Annotated in this window: 14 protein-coding genes; 8 read left to right on the forward strand and 6 right to left on the reverse strand. The window is 38.9% G+C overall.

From position 1 onward, the window contains the following. The first annotated feature begins 81 nt into the window (after window positions 1–81). From JL102_RS12990 to JL102_RS13015, 6 genes are all read left to right on the forward strand, one after another. Complete coding sequence (locus JL102_RS12990) at window positions 82–1,329, forward strand: M16 family metallopeptidase (protein WP_202244846.1); 1,248 nt, start codon at window positions 82–84, stop codon at window positions 1,327–1,329. Next, window positions 1,326–1,802 (forward strand): 2-C-methyl-D-erythritol 2,4-cyclodiphosphate synthase, encoded by a 477-nt coding sequence (ispF, locus tag JL102_RS12995; RefSeq protein WP_202244847.1) that lies wholly within the window; start codon window positions 1,326–1,328, stop codon window positions 1,800–1,802. Before JL102_RS12990 ends, ispF begins: the two co-directional genes overlap by 4 nt. Beyond that, window positions 1,799–2,488 (forward strand): tRNA (5-methylaminomethyl-2-thiouridine)(34)-methyltransferase MnmD, encoded by a 690-nt coding sequence (gene mnmD, locus JL102_RS13000; RefSeq protein ID WP_202244848.1) that lies wholly within the window; start codon window positions 1,799–1,801, stop codon window positions 2,486–2,488. The genes ispF and mnmD overlap by 4 nt, the downstream gene beginning before the upstream one ends. A gap of 221 nt (window positions 2,489–2,709) precedes the next feature. Continuing rightward, a complete protein-coding gene (gltB, locus tag JL102_RS13005; protein WP_202244849.1) occupies window positions 2,710–7,221 on the forward strand; it encodes a glutamate synthase large subunit in 4,512 nt (1,503 codons plus the stop codon). A 1-nt stretch (window position 7,222) separates the two neighbouring features. Beyond that, on the forward strand, window positions 7,223–8,686 hold the full coding sequence (locus tag JL102_RS13010) for a glutamate synthase subunit beta (RefSeq protein WP_202244850.1): 1,464 nt from the start codon (window positions 7,223–7,225) through the stop codon (window positions 8,684–8,686). A gap of 68 nt (window positions 8,687–8,754) precedes the next feature. Then, a complete protein-coding gene (locus JL102_RS13015; protein WP_202244851.1) occupies window positions 8,755–9,216 on the forward strand; it encodes a 3-oxoacyl-ACP synthase in 462 nt (153 codons plus the stop codon). Between the two features lie 79 nt (window positions 9,217–9,295). Here JL102_RS13015 and JL102_RS13020 read toward each other — a convergent pair whose 3' ends face one another. The 5 genes from JL102_RS13020 to rimO form a co-directional block, all read right to left on the reverse strand. Further along, window positions 9,296–11,020, reverse strand: a complete 1,725-nt coding sequence (locus JL102_RS13020) for an RICIN domain-containing protein (protein ID WP_202244852.1) — start codon at window positions 11,018–11,020, stop codon at window positions 9,296–9,298. A gap of 136 nt (window positions 11,021–11,156) precedes the next feature. Beyond that, window positions 11,157–14,417: a pectate lyase family protein gene (locus JL102_RS13025; RefSeq protein WP_202244853.1), complete on the reverse strand. Its 3,261-nt coding sequence runs from the start codon at window positions 14,415–14,417 to the stop codon at window positions 11,157–11,159. 397 nt (window positions 14,418–14,814) lie between these two features. After that, window positions 14,815–15,381 (reverse strand): 5-formyltetrahydrofolate cyclo-ligase, encoded by a 567-nt coding sequence (locus tag JL102_RS13030; protein ID WP_202244854.1) that lies wholly within the window; start codon window positions 15,379–15,381, stop codon window positions 14,815–14,817. Beyond that, the gene (gene bshC / locus JL102_RS13035; protein ID WP_202244855.1) at window positions 15,374–16,924 is read right to left on the reverse strand and encodes a bacillithiol biosynthesis cysteine-adding enzyme BshC; all 1,551 of its coding nucleotides are present in this window, start codon (window positions 16,922–16,924) and stop codon (window positions 15,374–15,376) included. Before bshC ends, JL102_RS13030 begins: the two co-directional genes overlap by 8 nt. Before the next feature lie 53 nt (window positions 16,925–16,977). Next, window positions 16,978–18,294, reverse strand: coding sequence for a 30S ribosomal protein S12 methylthiotransferase RimO (gene rimO, locus JL102_RS13040; RefSeq protein ID WP_202244856.1), 1,317 nt, complete (start codon window positions 18,292–18,294; stop codon window positions 16,978–16,980). Window positions 18,295–18,451: 157 nt separating this feature from the next. Here rimO and JL102_RS13045 point away from each other — a divergent pair, with 157 nt between their 5' ends. Both JL102_RS13045 and JL102_RS13050 read left to right on the forward strand, forming a co-directional pair. Then, on the forward strand, window positions 18,452–18,901 hold the full coding sequence (locus JL102_RS13045) for a DUF6452 family protein (RefSeq protein ID WP_202244857.1): 450 nt from the start codon (window positions 18,452–18,454) through the stop codon (window positions 18,899–18,901). Next, window positions 18,882–19,643 carry a DUF6048 family protein gene (locus tag JL102_RS13050; RefSeq protein WP_202244858.1) on the forward strand — a complete coding sequence of 254 codons (762 nt, stop codon included), beginning with the start codon at window positions 18,882–18,884 and terminating at the stop codon, window positions 19,641–19,643. The genes JL102_RS13045 and JL102_RS13050 overlap by 20 nt, the downstream gene beginning before the upstream one ends. Window positions 19,644–19,650: 7 nt before the next feature. Here the strand turns inward: JL102_RS13050 and ftsY are convergent, their stop codons facing one another. Beyond that, on the reverse strand, window positions 19,651–20,610 hold the full coding sequence (ftsY, locus tag JL102_RS13055) for a signal recognition particle-docking protein FtsY (protein ID WP_202244859.1): 960 nt from the start codon (window positions 20,608–20,610) through the stop codon (window positions 19,651–19,653). Window positions 20,611–20,706 lie beyond the last annotated feature (96 nt).

Raw genomic sequence — 20,706 nt, forward strand, 5'->3', positions numbered from 1 at the left:
TTTCCGTGTATTGATTTCAAACAAAATTAAAGTATTGGCTATATCTGCAAAGTGTTGTTATATTTTTATTTTTGTCTGCTAATGATCAAATACAACAGCTTCACTTTAGATAATGGGTTGCGGGTAATAGTACATGAAGACAAAAGTGTACAGTCTGCGGTAATAAACATTTTATATGATGTAGGTTCAAGAGATGAATCTCCAGAAAAAACAGGCTTCGCTCATCTTTTTGAGCACCTGATGTTTGGAGGCTCTAAAAACATACTGAATTATGATGAACCTTTACAGGAAGCTGGTGGAGAGAATAACGCCTTCACCAATCCTGATATCACGAACTATTACCTTACAGTGCCCCCACAGAATCTGGAAACAGGTTTTTGGCTAGAATCAGACAGAATGCTGGGACTTTCCTTTGACCCTAAAGTACTAAAGACACAACAAAAAGTAGTAATAGAAGAATTTAAGCAAAGGTACCTTAATCAACCTTACGGTGACCTATGGTTAAAATTCAGGCCACTGGCTTATAAAAAGCACCCTTACCAATGGCCTACTATTGGTAAAGAAATTCGCCATATTGAAGAAGCGACCATGGATGACGTTAAAGCTTTCTTCTATAAACACTATGTACCCAACCAGGCCATTATAGTAGTGGCGGGCCATGTTGACACAGAAGAAGTAAAAGTTCTTTCAGAAAAATGGTTCGGCCCTATTCCTAGAGGAGAAGCGTATGTTCGCAACCTGCCAAAAGAACCCATTCAAAGCGAAAAGAGGTTTATGGAAATTATTGAGGATGTGCCTTCAGACATGCTTACCATGGCATTCCACATGCCTGGCAAATTTGACCCTGAGTACACTGCTGTAGATCTTATCAGCGATATTTTAGGCCGTGAGAAGTCTTCCAGACTATATCAGAAACTCGTCAAAGAACAATCATTTTTCAGCACTATCAATGCTTATGTGACTGGCTCCATTGATCCCGGACTGCTGGTAATTACAGGCAGGGTATCTGAAAATATAACTATTGAAAAAGCAGAAGAGCAAGTTTGGAGTGTAATACATGATTTACTGGCCAACGGTATTGAAGAGGCTGAGTTAGAAAAAGTAAAAAATCAGGCCGAATCTACTCTAGTTTTTTCCGAGGTAGAAATTTTGAACCGCGCACGAGCATTAGCATTTGCCTCGCTTTCTGGAGATACGAACTTTGTAAACCAAGAAGCAGACCTCATTCAAGAAGTAACTAAAGAGCATATAGAAAAATTAGCTCCTATGATCCTTAGAGAAACTAACTGCTCCGTTTTATATTATAAATCAAAAGAAAAAAACGCATGAAAATAAGAACAGGTTTTGGATACGATGTACACCAGCTGCAAGAAGGCTACGATTTTTGGTTAGGAGGAATAAAGCTGGATCACACTAAAGGTGCCGTAGGCCACTCCGATGCCGACGTGCTTATTCATGTAATCTGCGATGCACTTTTAGGAGCGGCCAATATGAGAGACATTGGCTTTCACTTCTCTGACAAAGATCCCAAATATAAAGGCATCGATAGTAAAATATTGCTAAAAGAGGTAATGAAGCTGATCCGAGAAAAAGGATGGGAGATCAGCAATATTGATAGTACCATTTGCTTACAACAACCTAAGGTAAACCCTCACATTCCGGAAATGAAAACCTGCCTTGCTGAGGTTATGGGAATTCCAGAAGAAGATATTTCAATAAAAGCCACCACCACCGAAAAGCTTGGATTTGTAGGTAGAGAAGATGGGGTTTCTGCCTATGCCACTGTATTAATAATAAAATGAGCAAACAACCTGATATAAAATTAATCACTACAGACGACGGCTCACACAGCCTGTATGTATCTCGCTTAAACGAAACCTATCATTCTTTTCATGGAGCAGTACAAGAATCTGTACATGTATTTATTAAATCAGGTCTTCAATATAAAACACAACAAGCCACGCAGCCTTCCTGCTCTATTTTTGAAGTAGGTTTAGGCACCGGCCTTAATGCACTACTTACGGCAGAGTATGCCCATGATCATCAGCTGAAAATAAACTTCACCTCCATAGAAGCCTACCCATTAAAAGCTGAACTTACAGATCATTTAAACTATTGTAATTATTTAAAAGCACCAGAGGCACCAGAGTGGTTCTCTAAAATCCATCAAAGCAAATGGAATATAGATGAACCAATTCACAACCATTTTTTGTTAAAAAAAATAGATAAAAAGCTGGAGGAATTTTCATTGCCGGAAGCTGCCTTTGACATCATATATTTTGATGCCTTCGCTCCCAGCAAGCAAGAGGAGCTCTGGAGCTATGATATTTTGAATAAGATCGTTCAGGCCATGAAGCCTGATGCCGTATTTGTTACTTATTGCGCCAAAGGCCAGTTAAAAAGAGACCTAAAAAACCTAGGGTTAACTGTAAATTCCTTACCAGGCCCTCCTGGAAAAAAGGAGATGGTTCAGGCTGTTAAGCAGTAGCAAATGCTGTAGACAGAATAAAAATTTTCGCAAACGATTTAAAATTGATAAATTTTAAATTTAGTTGAGCACTCTTTCAAAAAATGATAAAATAACTCCACCTTTTATGTATTTAATGCGAATTTTTCGTTAATTACATAGAAATTTATACAGTGTATTCTTTGTAAGAGTCACTCAACGGCTAAATTCCATTAGCCAATCCCTAAAAAATTATTATGCTTATGAAAAGTGATCAACAGCGGGGGTTGTACACCCCAGAGCTAGAACATGACGCCTGCGGAATAGGTTGCATTGCCAATATTGATGGTAGCAAATCCTCCACCATTGTTCAAGATGCTATAGATATGCTTGAAAACATGGAGCACAGAGGTGGTACCGGCAGTGATCCTGAAACTGGTGATGGCGCTGGTATTCTAATTCAGATTCCACACGATTTCCTCGCTAAAGAATGTAGTGAGCACGGCTTTGAATTACCTGAAGCTGGAAAGTATGGAGCAGGAATGATATTCTTCCCCGTAAACCCCGCCGTACGAAACGAATGTCGTACAATATTTGAAAAACATGCAGAGGAAATGGGCTTTATCCTATTAGGCTATAGGAGCGTACCCGTTAACCATAACATACCAGGTTCTGGAGCCAGGAAAGTAGAGCCTGTAATTGAGCAAATATTTTTAAAACATAAAGACGAAGACATCACCACCGATGCCTTAGAGAGGAAACTCTTTGTATTAAGAAATCATACCACACACTACATCGGTCATCATGTAAAGGGAAACAATCATGACTTCTATGTGCCTAGTCTTTCTAGCAAAACAATGGTCTACAAAGGACAGCTGAGAACTAACCAGCTAAGGCCATATTATTATGATTTACAAAACGAGCACGTAACATCTGCTCTAGCTATTATACATTCCAGATTTAGCACCAATACCTTCCCTAACTGGAAGCTCGCGCAACCTTTCAGGTACATAGCCCACAATGGAGAAATCAACACCATTAGAGGTAATGTTACTAAAATGAAGTCTAAAGAGGCCATGATGAAATCTACCCTCTTCTCTGATGAAGAATTGAAGATGTTATTGCCTATTACTAATCCTGCCCATTCTGACTCTGCCAATTTTGATGCTTTGGTAGAGATGCTGGTACTCAGCGGAAGATCGCTACCACATGTAATGATGATGATGGTACCAGAAGCATGGGAAGATAACGAATTAATGGATGCCGATAGAAAGGCTTTTTATAAATATCATGCCTCTCTTATGGAGCCTTGGGACGGACCTGCAGCCCTGGTATTTACTGACGGAAAACAGATAGGAGCTACTCTTGATAGAAATGGCTTACGACCTTCAAGATACTGCATTACTAAAGATGGAAGACTAGTAGTATCATCTGAGACAGGAGCTCTAATAGTGAAACCTGAGAATGTAGTGAGCAACGGCCGAATGCAACCAGGAAAAATGCTTTTGGTGGACCTTGAAAAAGGTGAAGTAGTATATGATGATGAAGTAAAGTCTCAGGTAAGTAAAAAAAGCCCTTATGATAAGTGGATCAAAGATCATAGAACTAAGCTAAGACTAATCCCTCAGCCAGCAAAGGTGGAGATCGGCTATAATAAAGAGACCCTGGATCTCAGACAAAAAGCCTTTGGATATACAAAAGAAGACCTAAAAGTAATTTTAGGGCCAATGGCAGTGAGTGGCACTGAACCCATCGGTTCTATGGGAGCAGATACTCCGCTTGCCGTATTGTCAGACCAAAGTCAGCATATATCCAGTTATTTCAAACAGTTATTTGCCCAGGTGAGTAACCCTCCTATCGATCCTATTAGGGAAAGAATGGTAATGTCTTTATTTACCAGAGTGGGAGAAAGTTTAAACATATTAGAAGAAACGCCCGAGCACACTAAACAAATCCATATTTCGCAACCAGTGTTACTTAACTCTGATCTTCAGAAGTTTAAGAACTTGGCCAACTTCGGGTTTGACTATCAGGTAATCAACTCGGTTTTTTTAGCTGATGGAGAAGCAGGCAGATTGGAACAAGGTCTTGATGCTATCTGTGAAGCAGCTGAAAAAGCGGTAAGAGCTGGCAAAAAAGTACTGATTATTTCAGATAGAGCTGTAGATAAAGAACATGCTCCTATACCGTCACTACTTGCCACTGGTGCTATACATCAACATCTGGTAAAAAATAAAATAAGAACTAAAGCAGGCTTAGTAGTAGAAGCCGGTGATGTAAGAGAAACTCATCATTTTGCCACCATAATAGGCTATGGGGCCAGTGCTATTAATCCATATTTGGCTCTGGAATCAATAAAAGAGCTTCACGAAGATAATCTTTTAGAGCAGAATATTACTGAAGAAGAAGCAGTAGGCAATTATCAAAAAGCCATTGGATATGGTTTATTAAAAGTGCTTTCTAAAATGGGAATAAGCACTTTGCAGTCATATCAATCGGCTCAAATATTTGAAGCGCTGGGCCTAAGCAAAAAAGTAATAGATAGGTGTTTTAAAGGCACCATTTCGAGAATCGACGGCCTTGATTTTGATGGTTTGGCCATTGAAGTATTAGCCAGACATAGAGGAGCTTATTATGCTAACACCAAAACCCTTGAAACAGGAGGTGTTTACCAATGGAAACGCAGAGGGGAAAGACACACTTTTAACCCCGAAACCATACACTTATTACAGCACTCTACCAAAACCAATAATTTTGATCTCTACAAAAAGTACGCTCAGAAGATCAATGATCAGACCAGAGATGCTTTAACCTTACGCGGCCTTTTAGACTTCAAAAGCAGGAACTCAATTCCGATAGAAGAAGTAGAGCCTAAGGAAGAGATCTTCAAAAGATTTGCGACAGGAGCCATGTCTTTTGGTTCTATTTCGCATGAAGCACACACCACATTGGCTATCGCTATGAACCGCATAGGAGCAAAAAGTAACAGTGGGGAAGGTGGTGAAGACGAAATAAGGTTTGAAAGAAAAGAAAATGGCGATTGGGAAAGATCTGCCATCAAGCAGGTAGCATCTGGTAGGTTTGGTGTAACCAGCTACTACTTATCTAACGCTGACGAACTACAAATAAAAATGGCTCAAGGCGCTAAGCCAGGTGAAGGCGGCCAGTTGCCAGGCCACAAAGTAGATGACTGGATCGGAAAAGTAAGACACTCTACTCCTGGTGTTGGGCTTATTTCCCCTCCTCCACACCATGATATTTATTCCATAGAGGATCTTGCTCAGCTGATCTTTGATTTAAAGAATGCCAATAGAAACGCAAGAATAAACGTAAAACTAGTATCAGAAGCTGGAGTAGGTACGGTAGCAGCTGGCGTAAGCAAAGCTAACGCTGATGTAGTGCTTATTTCAGGAGCTGATGGGGGTACAGGAGCCTCTCCTTTGAGCTCTATCCGCCATGCAGGTTTACCTTGGGAGCTTGGTTTAGCTGAGGCTCACCAAACCTTGGTAAAGAATGATTTAAGAAGCCGTATCACCGTACAAACTGATGGGCAGCTCAGAACAGGTAGAGACTTGGCCATAGCTACGCTTCTCGGAGCAGAAGAATGGGGAATATCTACGGCTGCATTAGTAGTGGAAGGGTGTATCATGATGAGAAAATGCCATCTTAACACCTGCCCAGTAGGTATAGCTACTCAAAATAAAGATTTAAGAAAGCTATTCACCGGAGACCCTGACCATGTAGTAAATTTCTTCACCTTCTTAGCTGAAGATTTGAGACAAATTATGGCACAACTCGGTTTCAGAACCATTAATGAAATGGTAGGCCAAACCGATGTATTAAAGGTGAGAAGCAACGTTAATCACTGGAAATACAAGAGTCTTGATCTAACGCCTATTCTATTTAAAGAAAGCATACCTGATCACGTAGGAATTTACAAACAAGTAGAACAGGATCATGAACTAGACATGGTGCTAGATTGGGAACTTGTTAAGGCTGCCCAACCTGCCTTAGAAAACAAGACCAAAGTAAGCAAAGACTTCCCTATTAAAAACACTGATCGTGCAGTAGGAGCTATTCTATCTAATGAAATCAGTAAAATATATAAGGGCGAAGGGCTGCCAGATGGCACTCTGGAATTTAAATTCAGAGGGTCAGCAGGACAGAGCTTCGGAGCCTTTTTAACCTCGGGAGTTCACTTTAACTTGGAAGGAGAATCGAATGACTACTTCGGTAAGGGAATGTGTGGCGGTCATCTTTCTGTATACCCAGATCATACTTCAACTATTGTAGCTGAAGAGAATATAATTATTGGTAACGTGGCCTTTTATGGAGCCACTAAGGGTGAGGCCTATATTAGAGGTATGGCCGGAGAGCGCTTCTGTGTGAGAAACTCTGGAGTAAACGTAGTGGTAGAAGGAGTAGGAGATCATGCTTGTGAATACATGACAGGTGGGCACGTAGTAGTACTAGGTCCTACGGGTAAAAACTTTGCCGCAGGTATGAGTGGTGGTATTGCTTATGTCTATGACAAAGACAGTTCATTTGATAAGCTGTGCAACAAGGGCATGGTTGGCATCGATCCACTTGAAGAGGATGACCAAGATTTTTTAAGAAAAATGCTAGAAAACCACATTAAAAATACCGGAAGTGCGGTAGCACAAAAAGTATTAGAAAACTGGGTGGGTGAGCTTAGCAAGTTTGTTAAAGTTATTCCTCACGATTACAAAAAAGTTTTATTAAAAAGAAAAGAATCACTAAAAGTGGCTGTATAATATGGGACAAAAAGACGGATTTTTACAATACGACAGAGAGCTGCCATCATCAAGAGACCCTCAAAAAAGGATTAATGATTACAAAGAAATCTACGAGGAGTTTCCTGAAAATAAGACTAAGCAGCAAGCGGCACGTTGCATGGATTGTGGCATCCCTTTTTGTCATAGCGGCTGTCCGCTAGGAAATATTATTCCTGAATTTAATGACGCCGTTTACAGAGAGCAGTGGGAAGAAGCAGTAGAAATACTTACTTCCACTAATAACTTCCCTGAATTTACAGGTAGAATATGTCCTGCTCCTTGTGAAGCAAGTTGCGTATTAGGCATCAATAAACCGCCTGTAGCTATAGAGCACATAGAAAAAACTATTGCTGAAAAGGCTTATGAATTAGGTTATATAAAGCCACAACCTCCAGAGGAAAGAACCGGTAAAACAGTGGCGGTAATAGGCTCTGGACCTGCAGGCCTGGCAGCAGCAGCACAGCTCAATAAGGCTGGCCATTTAGTTACCGTATTTGAAAGGGCTGACAGAGTAGGCGGTTTACTTAGGTATGGAATCCCTGATTTCAAATTAGAAAAATGGGTAATAGACCGAAGAGTAGAGGTAATGGAGCAAGAAGGCATCACCTTCAAAACCAACAGCTTCATTGGCACTGATATTCCTGCTTCTGAGCTAGAAAGCAACTTTGATGCGGTGGTAATATGTGCGGGTTCTACTCACCCTAGAGATCTTCCAATACCAGGTAGAGAATTGGAAGGTGTCCATTTTGCCATGGACTTCCTCACCCGACAAAACAAAGAAGTAGCCGGGGATGAAGTAAATGACAAAATTACTGCTAAAGATAAAAATGTACTTGTTATAGGAGGTGGAGATACCGGCTCTGACTGTATTGGAACATCAAACAGGCATGGGGCTAAATCTGTAATGCAAATAGAGCTACTTACCAAGCCCTTGACACACAGAACGGATAAAGACCCCTGGCCTCTATGGCCAATGACGCTCAGAACTTCTTCTTCTCATGAAGAGGGAGCTGATAGAAAGTGGGCTATATTAACAAAAGAGTTTATTGGCAATAATGGCAAGTTAGAAAAAGTAAAGCTAGTAGACATAGAATGGAATTCTGGTGAGGACGGAAGACCTTCTTTTAACGAAATAGAAGGGACTGAACGAGAAATACCATGCGAACTAGCGCTCTTGGCTATAGGCTTTTTAGCTCCTGAAAATAAGTTACTAGAGGCTTTTGAAATAGAGAAAGACCCTCGGGGAAATGCCCAAACCAGAGGCTACCAAACTAACAAAAGTAATGTGTTTGCTGCAGGAGATGCACGCAGAGGCCAATCTTTAGTAGTGTGGGCTATCTCAGAAGGAAGAGAGGCCGCTATAGCCGTAGATAGCTATTTAATGGGAGAAAGCAAGCTCGAAGCCAAAGATGATTCGTTCCTGAATATTGCTGTAGAAAAATAATTTTTCAGGAAAAGGCTAATTGCTCGTTTAACTTGTTAAATTTTGCAGTTTATTCATTACTATTCAAAATGGAACAGCAAATTAGCTTAAAGAAAAAACTATACGACCACTGCGTGAACTTTGTAGATCAGAGGATAAAGAATGCCAAAGAAGCTATGGAGTCTGCGCAGGAGGCCGCTAACGATGAGACTAAAAGCTCGGCTGGAGACAAGTATGAAACCGGAAGAGAAATGATGCAACAAGAGATGGAGAACAACGCCATTCAATTGGCTGAAGCTCAAAAATTGAAAGAAATAATCCTAAGCATTAATCCGGCAAGATCTTATAAAACAGCACAGTCAGGCAGCCTTGTAACTACAAACCATGGTAGTTTTTATATTGCCATTGGTGCTGGCAAAATAGTATTAGATGGCAAAGAGTATTTTGCTATAGCGCCATCTTCGCCCTTAGGCATGCAGCTCATCGACAAATCAAAAGGAGATTCCTTTGAGCTTAACACCAGAAAGTTCATCATTGAAGACATTCTTTAATAAAAGGCCGCTAAAAATAGCGGCCTTTTTAATCTATTCACTTGCTCGTCTCGAACTAGAATTTACTAACAGCTCCCCCTTATTTAATACTTATCTTCTTACTCAGAACCTTTCCCTGATCATTAATAAGTACTATATAAGTGCCTGACTCCAGAAAAATAACATCTAACTGAGTAGAAACAGAAAATATTTTAGCTGAGCTAAGCAGCCTACCATTTACATCAAATATCTGATAAAAGGCAGCATCTGAAGGCTCCTCAGCTAATTGCAAGTTTAAGGTGTTTTGAGTTGGGTTAGGATAAATACTAAATTCTTCCGTTTTGAGCATTTCCTCGTTCAAATTAACTTTTGCCAGTTTTGAGTTAACAGCGATAGGATCAAACCTGAACATCTGATTCGTATGATTACTCAAGCATTCCATTTGAACAATATTAGCGCCATCCTCACTAGTGCCATTCTTAACGTCAATACAATTACCTTTTAACTTCGATTTAATACGTACCCAGCCCCCACTTCCGGCATTTGAAAAATAGAATTGCTGATTAGCATCACCTTCATATTTGTAAACTCCTACATTTGAATTTTCATCAGATCTCACTGATACATACATGGCACTATTGAGGTCCGTTACAGGATGAAAGCTCCAAAATCCATCCCCTCTATCTCGAGCTAACCATTGCTGAGAATCAGCCTCCAAGAAACTGCCCTGCTCAACATTAGCATTATTTACTGATTCAGAATTAAACAGCTCTATTGATTTGCTCTCATCATGTCTCGGGGTAATTCTATACACCTGACCGTCAGCAATGCCACTACCACAAGCATTACATTGCGCCTCACTTAAATTAACAGAGCAATTTTTTGTACGAACAAACTGCACATTAGGATTTCCATTACTTACACTACCGCTAAGCACATGTGTATTGGTAGCATCTTCTAAAAATATTCCCTGACTGGTGCTATTAGCAATATCTACCCAATCTATAGTACAGTCATGACTCCCTGATACGCTAAAAAATCCTCTACCCGAATTTCTTGAATAAACACCCTTCACGTGAGTGGATCCGTTATCATTAGCCACTCTAAATGTTGCATATCCCCCTCCATAACAATTATAGTTGCCTGTAACAACTCCTACACTACAATTTTGAGACTCGTTTAATAGTAAACCACAACCACCTGTATTCGTGACTGTTACATCACCAATAGACACCCCATTTAAACCATAAGTTTCTATACCATGTCCCTTGCTACCATTAACAGTGGTAGTACCATTGATGGTAAGATTAGAAGCTGGTGCAGTAGATGCATCTACTCTTATTCCCAAGCCCACAGGGTTATTTTTATCCAAGTCCATGGTAATATTGGTAAGAGTTACATCTGAGCACCCTCTGAACCAAATGCCATACCTGGGGCTACCCGTAACTTTTAAGTTCATCAATGTAATACCATCCTTTTTGTCTGCATGTACAGCCACGGCCAGGTCTCCATTACTGTTACAATTGACAGTGTGATTATGAAAATCTAACGTTTGTCCTTCTAATGGCCTAATAGCATATACTTTACCACCATCATCGCCAGAATCTCCCGAATTTCTAATATGTATTGTAGCGCCATTACCTGCTCTTGAGCAAGCAGCATTTACAGCATCAAACATACGCACGCCTGTATAAACAGTGCTTCCATTAACCCTTGCAGACCACGTGTTACCCGAACGAGTAACCTCCCCCTGAGCAAATACATGCATGAGGGCTATTGAATAACAGAAAATAAATAAGAATGAATTTTTACTAAATAATTTCATCACAATTTAGATTTATAAACAAAAAATAGTAATTCTCAACCTGCATCAACCTGACGCATATTATTTGCTATCAAAGAAAAAAAGGACCCATTTACGGGCCCTCTTTCTACTTATATAACTAAAAAAAACCTACAATTTATCGAACTATAGACAGTCTCTTTTTAGCCGCATTTCGCGGTGTACTCAATATATAAGTATATATTCCAGCCGGAAGATTTCCTCTATGGAAAGTAATCTCATTCAGCCCTCGGCTACAGTCTTTATGCTCTAACTTATACACTTCATTGCCCATCATATCATACACAATCAAGCTAACAGGCTCATCTTCATCAAGGTGGAATTGAATACTAGTTTTTACAGAAAATGGATTAGGGTAGTTATTCTCTACTTCAAAACCTGCTGCACTCATAACAACGTCCTTATGAGATTCCACATTGGCAATAACAGCATTACTATTTATCGAAATATCTATTTTACCTACACCCACCTGAGAAGGCAGTGCCCTTGCTAAGGTACTTGCTGATTCCATTTGATACTCATAAGGTAAATTCCACCAGTCACATCCTGTTTGTGAAATTATTGGTGCTCCGGTATCTCCGGTTAACAAATTACCCAACTGACAGATATACCCATTAGGTAAACCACTTACAGGAAACTTATCTGTGGTCATAGAAATATCTACATCATTATAATGATTATTTTCTACCAAGGCATGAGCACCTACCCTTGCGGCTAAACCATAGTCACTAATTTTATCAAAATAGTTATTATACATGTGTATAGCTCCATATCTCAAGCTAGGGTTACGCCCATAAGTGTTGTAAAAATAATTATGATGGTAAGTAATTCTCATCTGGCGATCTTGCTCCTTCTGACCTGAATTATTAGTATGCCCTATCAAAGAAGTTTTCATGTGGTCATGGATGTAGCACCAAGACACGGTTACAAAGCGAGACCCTTTCTTGATATCTAGTAATCCGTCATAAGTATCTACTCCTATGCCAGGCCCAATCTTACTATGAAGCTCTAAGTGGTCTACCCAAACATGGCTACACTCATCAATAGTTAAAGCATCATTAGGATAAAATACTTCATGTATTTTTAGGTTTCTAACTATTACATTATCATAATTTCTGATGTTGAGACCTACATTTTCTAATTCAGCGCCATCTCCTAAACCAAGAATAGAAATATTCGCTCCATGCTTAATAGTAACAACGGTACTTTTTGAACTACTAATTTTACCGCTTAAATAGGCTATCTGCGGTGCAGTTTCTTTCTCACGAGAAGAAGCCCAATCTTCTAGCTCTTTTAAAGAAGAAATAACAACTACACTACCTCCTGCACCACCTGTAGTGGTCTGATATCCATCACCAGCCACAGTAGCATAACCGGCCATTCTGTAATCTTCTGCGCTAATTCTGAAGAGATCAGTTGCATTTTCAACAACCACACTTTCACTATTTTTGGCAGAACAATTGGCAAAACTAGCACCAGGCCCCGTCACCTCAATCCAATCAATATCTGCAAATTCTCCATTTTCAGCAGTAGTTAGACTTAGCTCATTCACTCCTTCATTTAAAGAAATAGTAGTTGATATAGTCACAAAAGTCTCCTTATCTTTTGTTTTAGGAAATGTCAAATCTCTTACAGGCTGACCATTATGAGCCACAATAGCTTGAGTATGTGCACTATTTCCCCCATTAGTATATCTCCAGGTAAGCGTGTATTGACCGGAGGGTGCCGCGTTAACCTTCCAAACTATTGATTTATCAGCTGAGTTTGATAAGTTAATTGCTGAGCCATTATCAGCGTTATCATAATTTTTAAGGCTTCCATCATAATCACAAAGACCTTGTGCACTACTGTGTGTATCTTCTATTCTCACGGTAGTTTCAGGTTCACCGCCTCCTCCATTATCTGCACTCTCAAAAGTGGCTGTAATAGTTTTATCAGAGGTCATAGTAACAGAGGCTGTGTTTGCAGAACCAGAAATTGCTCCAGACCAACCGACAAAAGTATAGCCAGAGTTCGCAGTAGCAGTTAAAGTTACGCTTTCACCATTTTCATAATCACTTTTATTTGGGCTAACGGAAATACTACCGCCCGTAGAAGGTGAAGCCTGCAGTGTTAGTTTATATGTTTCAGGATCTGGGTCTGGCGAGGTAGTTCCACCATACTCCAATGCGCCTAGGTCTGGAGCCGAACCATTATACTTAATTCCCGAAGATCTAACGCCGGCATTTATCAAATCACTATTAGCAGCCAAAGACAAAAACCCATTGGAAGTAGGGTTATTATCAGGGCCGGGAGTTAAAGTAACAAAGTCAGAGCTACCTACAGAATATGGCCATGAATCCTTATTATCAAATACATTAGGAGCAGAAGTGTCACCTCTCAGACGGTCATTGGAAGTCGATCTATAAGAAAGGTTATTTTTAAATATGTGCGATGCCCCATCTCTGGTATGAAAGTTATACTCTTTATTATTATAAGAAGTACAATTAGTAAATTCAATACTTCCAATATTACTATTGTCAGTAAAGCCATGCTTCCCATTGTTATAGGCAATACACCTACGCACAATATGATTTATCTTGATCCCTGAACCACCTAGTTTAAATCCATTTTTATCTCCTCCTCCAGAAGAGCCCCCTCCTGTGAGTATCCCATTATTGTGAGCAATACAGCCTTCTAATGTAATAATACCAATTGGTCCGGTTTCTGGCTTAGCGTACAAATCCCAACCATCATCGATATTATGATGTGATACACAGTTTCTGAAGACATTACCTACACCTACAGTAAGTTTTGCGGCAAAGCCATCTGCATCTTCATTTCTAGAATCGCGGTTATCATAGGCCTCACAATCTAAAATGAGGTTATTAGAAGGCCATTGACTTATTGAGTTATCAGAACTACTAAATCTACTAATCTGTAGACCTGTATCATGGTTGGCTCGGAAGATACAGCCTTCTAATACGTTATTACTACCTGATAGTAGCATACCGTTATCACCAGCTTCTTCTATAATAATGTTTTTGAAATGCCAATAATCTCCATCTAACACAATACCCCTGTTAGAATCATTTTCTGACATAGATGAAAAGTTAAGTACAGGAACTTCTCCATTATAAGCCAATACGCTTATAACAGATCCTGATCGTCCACTTTTCAAAATTTTAATAGTTGATGAATAACGATAAGTACCTCCTCTCATGTAGATCCTATCTCCCGCATTAGCTAAATCTATAGCATCATCTAAACTATATAAAGGATTACTCTGACTACCAGAACCTGAGTCTCTACCATTAGGAGATACATAAATATCCATAGCCTGCACACTCATAAAGCCAATACAAAAAATGAGCGCTAAAAACGTAAAAATACTTTTCATAAAATTGGTTGAACATAAATTAACTAATACAAAAAACTATAGAGCCAACTACAGATATTGGTTGTTAATTATAAAAAAGCGCAAGTGATTGTTTTTTTTAAATAGAGGGAACTAGAAAGGCCCTCAAACTCATAGCAGACCGCAAGTCAGAAGGCTCGGACTTGCGAGAAATAAAGGTAAATAAACATGGTATAAGAATTTAGGTTGATTTGTTTGCAAGATACTAAATCAATTTAGCGAGCATCGCAATATGTAATAAAAACCGATTTATTAACCTTAAAAAATAGCAGTACACGTCTCCTATCACTTTATTGGGATAATGTCCTTTCTTCACAAAAAGAAAAATGGAGTAAGGATTAATTAAATAAGAGTAGTTTTCACACTTATTGGTAGCTTATCAGAATTGGTAAGTTGCAAACGGGGTTATACAGTAATTTAAGGCTACATCTAACTCTCCTGTAAAAGGGATTGAATCGAGAGGCGGGCTTAGCGACAGGCCTACAGTAATTACATTAGGTATTTTTGACAAAAATCGATCATAGTATCCTTTACCGTAACCTATTCTATGCCCAGTTTTATCAAATGAAATTAAGGGCACCAACACTATATCCAAGTCATCAATATCTGCAACCGTTCCTTCCTCTGGTTCTGGTATCCCCCACTTATTATTTTTTAAAACTACTTTCTCATCATACCAATAATGCAAGAGTTCGCCTAATGGCAGCGACTTTGAAATAGCGATCCTCTCTACCCCCTCCTTTTTCATAAAAGATATGAGAGGAAACGTACTAACTTCAGCTTGTTTTTCTATTGATAAGAAAGCATGAACAGCGTTAGGCTTGTGCTGACGAATATATTTTTCAAACCTCTCTTGTAATAATTGATTTCTCCTGACAAACTCCGCCTCTGATAATAGCAGACGTTTTCTCAAATAAGCTTTCCGTAAAGTATCTTTATCAATCATTAGTAATTACGTTGAACCTAAAGTCTAAAGGTTCAAAGCTAATAATTAGCTTTTTAATAAAATCATCGTCCTCTAAGTAGAAGTTTAAGAAGTTATCTACGCGCTCTTGCGGACTGCCTCCAGGAAAAAGCTCGTCTAAAACAGCATTTAACTGCCTCAACTTATCCGCTTGATTTTTCTTCTCTGCTCGTATTAACTTCTTTTCAATGATCTCCAGCCTGTTTTTAGTCTTGGTCTGCTGAGCTTCTACGTGCTGGCCAAGAGTGGGGTCAATGGCCATAGCCTGGACTTTAATCTTATCAAAATATTCACTAATTGCCTCTTTTTGGCCATTCAAATGAATATCATGAGTACTATACTTTTCTACAATCTCCTTCTCCAAGCCTGATCTGTCTTTAAATAGATCGGTGTAAATAACCCCGAGCTTATCCATTTTTCTCTTAACAGGACTGGGTATTACCAATGCAAAGTTTCTAGGCATAAGCATAGGAAAAGGAACCTCGTAATGATCAAAAGCTGCTTTTAACTGCAACCAATACACCACCTCAGCCGGTCCGCCGGCATAGGCAAGATTTGGCAGCACCACTTCCTGATATAGAGGCCTCAAAACCACATTAGGACTAAATCTTTCCGGATGATTATCTATTAATTCATTAATTTCCTGTTCGGAGAAAGATAATTGTGTATCTAAAACATGATATACCCCTTCATCTTTCACTATTCTTTCTCTCAAGCCATCTTCGAGATAAAAAAAGTTTATCTCACGAGCATGAATCTGTGTCTTATAGCCTAGTTTTTCAAGGTCAGAAGATTGCTTCTCTACCAAAGCAAGGGTTTCATTTTTAATTACATCAGCCTCTATGTAAGGCCTCAATACAGTCTTTAATTCAGGACTATCAGCATCTACTACAATAAGGCCTTCTTCTCCAAACAAATGATGCACATAGCTGCGCACTGCATCTGTCAGATTTTTACTCTTAGTATAGGCATTAATAAAGAATTGAGGCATACCAGGCACTGATGCTATTATTTCTTCAATACCCTTAGTAGAAAATCTTCCTACTCCTCCTTTTTGATCTGTAGCCCATTGATATTTCTTGCCACTGAGTTTGAAATAACTAATTTCATCAAAATCATGATCTTCTGTAGCCATCCAATATACGGGCACAAAATTATATTCAGGATAAGCCTGCTTTAGTTCTTTGCAGGTATTTATTACCGTAACTAATTTGTATATGAAATATAAAGGGCCAGTAAAAATATTTAACTGATGTCCGGTAGTAATAGTAAAAGTATTCTCCTCTGCCAACAATCCTATCGGAGCATATTCAGCATCCAAGTGCTGATATTGCTCTCTCAAAACCTTCACTAAAACTTCTCTGGTATCAGATGAAAAATTCCGCTCTTCAATCTGCCTCTGAAAATTACTTTTTTCAGGATATTGGCTATAGAACCCTTTTAGTTGATCTTTACCTTTTATGTAATCTAAAAATAATGCGGAGAACTGGTTCGTCTCGGTAAAATCAACTTTACTTGTATTCATATAAACGGTTTGATTATAAGGTTATCGCATGACACTGACAGACTGCCATTCTATCAGTCATTGACAACACTTCCATAAAGATCGAATTCTGTAGCATCATTAATTTTCACTTGAACAAAATCACCTAACCTGATATGGCCATCTTTTTTATCTATAATTACTTCATTATCTACTTCGGGCGAATCGTACTCAGTCCTACCGATATACTTTCCTCCTTCCATCCGATCTACTAGCACCTTATAAGTGTGGCCTATTCTGTTTTGGTTAAGGTCATAAGAAATACCTTCCTGTAATTCCATTACGGCATTGGCCCTTTCTTGTTTCACATCAGCAGGAACATCGTCAGTAAAATTATAAGCATGCGTATTTTCCTCATGAGAATAAGTGAAGATTCCAAGCCTCTCAAAGCGCATTCTTTCCACAAAATCATACATCTCCTGAAATTCCTCCTCTGTTTCACCTGGGTAGCCGGCTATTAAGGTAGTTCTTATTGCTATATCAGGCATTTTTGCTCTAATAGCATTAATAAGCTCCTCTTGCTTTTCACGAGTAGTACCTCTACGCATATGCTTAAGCACACGTGTAGAGCCATGCTGCAATGGCATATCAATATAATTACAGATATTGGACCTCTCCGCCATTACATCTAGTATATCCATAGGGAAACCTGTTGGGAATGCATAGTGAAGCCTTATCCATTCGATACCCTCTACATCAGAAAGACTTCTCAATAAATCAGCAAGGTTTCTCTTACCATAAATATCTAAGCCGTAATAAGTAGAATCCTGGGCAATGAGCAAAAGCTCTTTGGTTCCATTTTTAGCAAGATTCTTGGCCTCTGTAACTAACTCTTCAATAGTTTTAGAAACATGTTTCCCTCTCATAATAGGGATAGCACAGAAAGAACAAGGCCTATCACATCCTTCAGCTATTTTTAAATAAGCATAATGATTAGAAGTGGTTAGGATTCTTTCTCCCACGAGCTCATGCTTATAATCAGCCTTAAACTTTTTTAATAAAAGTGGCAGTTCCATAGTTCCGAAGAAGGCATCCACTTGTGGAATTTCCTTTTCAAGATCATCTTTATACCTCTGAGATAGGCAACCTGTAACATATAGCTTCTCAATGAGGCCATCTTGTTTAGCATCTGCGTATCTTAATATGGTATCGATAGACTCTTGTTTAGCATTGTCTATAAACCCACATGTGTTCACAATCACCACATTGGCATCGTCCTTACTATCTTCATGAGTGGCATTAATCTTGTTGCCACGAAGCTGCGTTAACATTACCTCAGAATCTACCAGATTTTTGGAGCAACCTAACGTAACGATGTTTACTTTATCCTTCTTTCTACCCTTAGTTTTCAAATCGTGCTAATTAAAAATGTATGCAAAATTACTAAAACTAGCGCTTAATAGAAAAGAAGCCTATGAAAGTAAAATCGCTTTATTAATATCATCATCTACATTTACGCATATAATACAAGATGAAGACAACTAAAGTTTTATATTTGCCATTTATAAAATGAGACACGCTACAATTTATATTACTTTAATAACTCTTCTGGGGCTTTCTTCGTGCCTTGAAGATCCTGACTGCAACACCCTTTCGTCTACCACTGCAATAGTTAAATTTTACAAAGAGTCAGATGGAAAGGCAGATCAAATAAGGGTTTCTTCTATTAAAGCTGAAGGCTTCGAAGATGAGTCCATAGCAAAGTCAGATCTTTTTAGCTCCGTAGAGCTACCAATAAGAACCGACCAGAATAGCTCCACTTTCCTTTTTGTTACAGAACATGGCGAAAGTAACATCACTTTCACCTATGATGTTAGCACCCGTTTCATCTCCGATGAATGTGGAATCGAATATATTATAAGAAATCTTGAAATTGCCTCTACTACTATGGATTCAGTAGTGGTAGTAAACAATACATTATCAAACAGCAGCACTGAAGATGTTAAAATATTTAATTAGCGCCAGTCTTCTTTTGGCGTGTTTAATTTCTTCTGCTCAGGATCAGAAGAAGGAAGAGAACAATAAACAAGCAGGCAAACAGAAAACTGTGAAAGCTAAAACAGATTCTGTAATTAATGAATTAGACTCAAGTACTATGTACATACCTACTGGTGTGCGTATAGGTACTGATGTTATAAGCATCATAAAAACTTTCTCTAAGGATGATTATAAACAATTCAATATTACCGCAGACATAGACTTTCACAAATACCTTTTCAATATTGAGTTAGGCCATTTAGAGCAATCAATAGACTCGTATAACGACAGTGCTTCATACGAGGTGAAGGGTTCCTACTTAAAGATTGGTCCAGATATTAACTTCCTCGTTAAAGACCCAGACAGAAGCGCTTTATTCGTAGGACTACGCTATGCTTTATCTTCCTTTTCAGACAACCTGTCATTCATTGACAAGTCGCCAACCTACGGAGTGATTACAGATAAACTTGAGAACAACAATTTAACGGCACATTGGATAGAGCTAACTACAGGCCTAAAGGTACAAATAGCTAAACCTCTGTGGATGGGTTACACGGCAAGATTCAAAGTTCGTATGAGCAATTTTGAAGAAGAAGAACTTATGCCCAACACTATTCCAGGTTATGGCCTGGCAGAAGATAAAGTAACCTGGGGCTTTAACTATTGGATCATGTTTAGAATTCCCTTAAGAAAAGCGCCGGTTCCTAATTATCTTAAGAAGTAAACATTCATTACTTCTTAAAGAAAGAATCTACAAATTCCATTTTATTAAAGACTTGCAGATCTTCTACTTTTTCGCCTACGCCTATATACTTAACAGGAATTTTAAATTCGTCTGATATACCTATAACAACTCCACCTTTAGCCGTACCATCTAACTTAGTAATGGCTAAAGCACTTACTTCCGTTGCCTTAGTAAATTCCCTTGCCTGAATTGAAGCATTTTGACCAGTACTACCATCTAATACTAGTAATACTTCATGCGGTGCTTCTGGAATAAATTTCTGCATCACTCTCTTTATTTTAGAGAGCTCATTCATAAGATTCACCTTAGTATGTAGTCTCCCGGCGGTATCTATAATAACCACATCAGCACCTTCATCTACCCCTTGCTTTACAGCATCAAAAGCCACCGCTGAAGGGTCTGTATTCATACCTTTAGACACAACAGGTACGCCAACACGCTCACCCCATAATTTTATTTGGTCCACTGCAGCAGCCCGAAAAGTATCAGCAGCACCAAGCACCACTTTAAGACCTTTACTTTTATACTGAGCCGAAAGCTTACCAATAGTGGTGGTTTTGCCAACCCCATTAACACCCACGACCATAATTACATAAGGCCTTTTTACAACCTCAGGAATAGAAAAATCTTTTAAATCTTCCGTATTATTTTCCGCTAGTAAACCAGCTATTTCTTCCCGGAGAATTCTATCAAGCTCCTCTACACCCATGTACTTATCTCTGGCTACCCTCTCCTCTATTCTCTCAATAATCTTAATAGTAGTGTTTACGCCCACATCAGAGGTTATGAGAACCTCTTCTAATTCATCTAAAACCTCCTCATCTACTTTAGACTTACCTACTACCGCTTTTCCAAGCTTAGTGAAAAAACTTTCTTTTGTTTTTTCTAATCCCTTATCGAGAGACTCCTTCTTATCCTTTGAGAACAGACCTCCAAAAATTGCCATAATGTCGTTGGTTTATACCTAATTGAAAGAAACTGAATATTCAAATAGGCGCATATACACGGTGAAAATAACAAAAAAGTCCCTTCCGACTACTAT

Source organism: Fulvivirga sediminis (assembly GCF_016757215.1).
Classification (GTDB): Bacteria; Bacteroidota; Bacteroidia; order Cytophagales; family Cyclobacteriaceae; genus Fulvivirga; species Fulvivirga sediminis.

What these genes read in the sequence shown, in the direction of transcription:
- JL102_RS12990 (WP_202244846.1), top strand. Translation starts at nt 82, where the DNA reads ATGATCAAATACAACAGCTTCACTTTAGATAATGGGTTGCGGGTAATA.
- ispF (WP_202244847.1), top strand. Translation starts at nt 1,326, where the DNA reads ATGAAAATAAGAACAGGTTTTGGATACGATGTACACCAGCTGCAAGAA.
- mnmD (WP_202244848.1), top strand. Translation starts at nt 1,799, where the DNA reads ATGAGCAAACAACCTGATATAAAATTAATCACTACAGACGACGGCTCA.
- gltB (WP_202244849.1), top strand. Translation starts at nt 2,710, where the DNA reads ATGAAAAGTGATCAACAGCGGGGGTTGTACACCCCAGAGCTAGAACAT.
- JL102_RS13010 (WP_202244850.1), top strand. Translation starts at nt 7,223, where the DNA reads ATGGGACAAAAAGACGGATTTTTACAATACGACAGAGAGCTGCCATCA.
- JL102_RS13015 (WP_202244851.1), top strand. Translation starts at nt 8,755, where the DNA reads ATGGAACAGCAAATTAGCTTAAAGAAAAAACTATACGACCACTGCGTG.
- JL102_RS13020 (WP_202244852.1), bottom strand. Translation starts at nt 11,020, where the DNA reads ATGAAATTATTTAGTAAAAATTCATTCTTATTTATTTTCTGTTATTCA.
- JL102_RS13025 (WP_202244853.1), bottom strand. Translation starts at nt 14,417, where the DNA reads ATGAAAAGTATTTTTACGTTTTTAGCGCTCATTTTTTGTATTGGCTTT.
- JL102_RS13030 (WP_202244854.1), bottom strand. Translation starts at nt 15,381, where the DNA reads ATGATTGATAAAGATACTTTACGGAAAGCTTATTTGAGAAAACGTCTG.
- bshC (WP_202244855.1), bottom strand. Translation starts at nt 16,924, where the DNA reads ATGAATACAAGTAAAGTTGATTTTACCGAGACGAACCAGTTCTCCGCA.
- JL102_RS13045 (WP_202244857.1), top strand. Translation starts at nt 18,452, where the DNA reads ATGAGACACGCTACAATTTATATTACTTTAATAACTCTTCTGGGGCTT.
- JL102_RS13050 (WP_202244858.1), top strand. Translation starts at nt 18,882, where the DNA reads ATGTTAAAATATTTAATTAGCGCCAGTCTTCTTTTGGCGTGTTTAATT.
- ftsY (WP_202244859.1), bottom strand. Translation starts at nt 20,610, where the DNA reads ATGGCAATTTTTGGAGGTCTGTTCTCAAAGGATAAGAAGGAGTCTCTC.